A 1,853-nucleotide genomic window follows, 5' to 3' on the forward strand; every position below is an offset into this window, starting at 1 on the left:
CCCCACCGCAACGCACGGCTGGCGGGAGACCCTGACCACCCTGTCCGCCAGGCTGCGGGCGGGACGACAGCGCGCTTCCGTTGGCCCGCAAGACCTCCCGGCCGCGCTGGCCCGCGCGGAAGCCATCACCGACGACCGCTCCCGGTCCGCCGCGCTGACAGCGCTGGTCCCCCACCTGTCCACTGCCGTGCAGCTCGGCCAGGCGCTGGCCGTCACGCCGTACGGCGACCGGAAGCTGCTCTGTGCGGTGATCCTGCGAGCCGACGCGGTGGTGTCCGACGACGCGGCGTTCACCGGACTGCTCCGCCGGGCAGTGCGCTGTGGTGGCCGCGCCACGTGCACGGCGGTACTGGCGGCGGCACTGAACAGGCTCGTCGCCGTCGCAGGAGAGGACGCGACCGAACGGCTCGCGGCCGCGCTGCGCGACGTGCACCGGTGGTGGCCATGAGCCCAGTGGCCAATAAGTTGACAAAGGCCCAGTTCAGGGCCGTTCGGTCCTACGCTGCTCCCACCAATCGGCTCTTTCCTGAAGAGGATGAAGGATGAGCGAGGCGACCGGTCTGGGTCCCGGTGATCCACGTCGGCTGGGCCCGTACCGGGTGCTCGGCAGGCTCGGTGCGGGCGGCATGGGCGCCGTGTACCTCGCCGCCTGGTCCGGCACCGACCGGCGGGTCGCGATCAAGGTGATCAACCCGGGGTACTCGGCGATCGCCAAGTACCGCGCCAGGTTCACGCGCGAGGTCCGGACCGCGATGTCGATCAGGTCCCCGTACGTCCCGCGGGTGCTGGACGCGGACCTGGAGTTCGATCCTCCGTACGTGGTGACCGAGGTGGTGCACGGGACGAGCCTCGCCGTCCTCGCCGACGCGGGCCGCGGTCTGTCCGGCGATCGCGTGCTGGCACTGGCGCAGGACACGGCGCTGGCGCTGATGGACATCCACGAACTGGAGATCGTTCACCGCGATCTCAAGCCGTCCAACGTGATGGTGACGGGAGAACGGGCGATGGTGATCGACTTCGGCATCGCGGCGGACCTGTCCGACCTCACCCGGCTGACCACCACCGACCACGTCGTCGGAACGCTGCCCTACATCGCGCCCGAACTCGTGGACCCGGCGGCGACCGGCAGAGCGTCGCCCGCGTCGGACGTCTTCTCCTGGGGCTGCCTGGTCTACTACGCCGCCACCGGCCGCACCGCGTTCCCCGGCGCGGGAACCACCCTCGTCCAGCCCACCCCCCGACCTCGCCCGCGTGCCGGGCACCGTCCGCGAGCTCGTGGCACGTGCCCTGGACAAGCGGCCTGACCGGCGCCCGTCGGTGCGCAACGTGCTGGACGAGCTTTCCACCGTGGGCGCGGAAGTGGTGCTGTGCGGTGAGATCGGGCGGAGCTACACCGCGCGGCTGAGGGCTCGGATGCTCGACGCGGGACTGGCCGTGCGGGTGTCCTCCGACCCGGATTCCCTTGCGGACGCGGCAGTTCTGGTCGCGGTCGTGTCCGAACGGCCGGACCCGGCGGTGCGGGACATGCGGCTGGCGGCACGAAGACACGGGGTGAAGGTGCTTCCCGTGCTGGTCGGCACCCACACCGAACCGGACGCGTTCCTCGACGCCCGAACGGGCGCGCTGCCCGATGCCGCGCAACTGCGGGCACTGCGCGAACTCGCGGCCGGCGAGAAGGAGAGCCCGGTCGCGGAAACCCCCGACCCGGCGGTGATCAGGATCGGGGCCGCCCTCGCCGAGGGCGATCTGGTGCTGGCGGACCGGCACACCACGGCGGCGCTGCTGGCCGCGGCGGGCTGCGGTGACCGCGGCGTGGGCGGGGCCGGACGAGGTCGGCGTCCATCGGCAGGCCG

At 72.3% G+C, this 1,853-nt stretch carries 3 protein-coding genes; all 3 read left to right on the forward strand.

Going from position 1 to position 1,853, the window contains the following annotated elements:
* Positions 1-448: hypothetical protein (locus FXN61_RS49200; RefSeq protein WP_223165917.1), on the forward strand; the 448-nt coding region annotated here is incomplete at its 5' end.
* Positions 449-542: 94 nt separating this feature from the next.
* Positions 543-1,304, forward strand: coding sequence for a serine/threonine-protein kinase (locus FXN61_RS49205; RefSeq protein WP_167980605.1), 762 nt, complete (start codon positions 543-545; stop codon positions 1,302-1,304).
* Positions 1,252-1,853, forward strand: a 602-nt coding sequence (locus tag FXN61_RS49210; protein WP_223165918.1) for a serine/threonine-protein kinase, incomplete at its 3' end; no start/stop codon positions are given. The genes FXN61_RS49205 and FXN61_RS49210, both read left to right, overlap by 53 nt.

The sequence above is a fragment of the Lentzea indica genome (assembly GCF_012184385.1).
Lineage (GTDB): Bacteria > Actinomycetota > Actinomycetes > Mycobacteriales > Pseudonocardiaceae > Lentzea > Lentzea indica.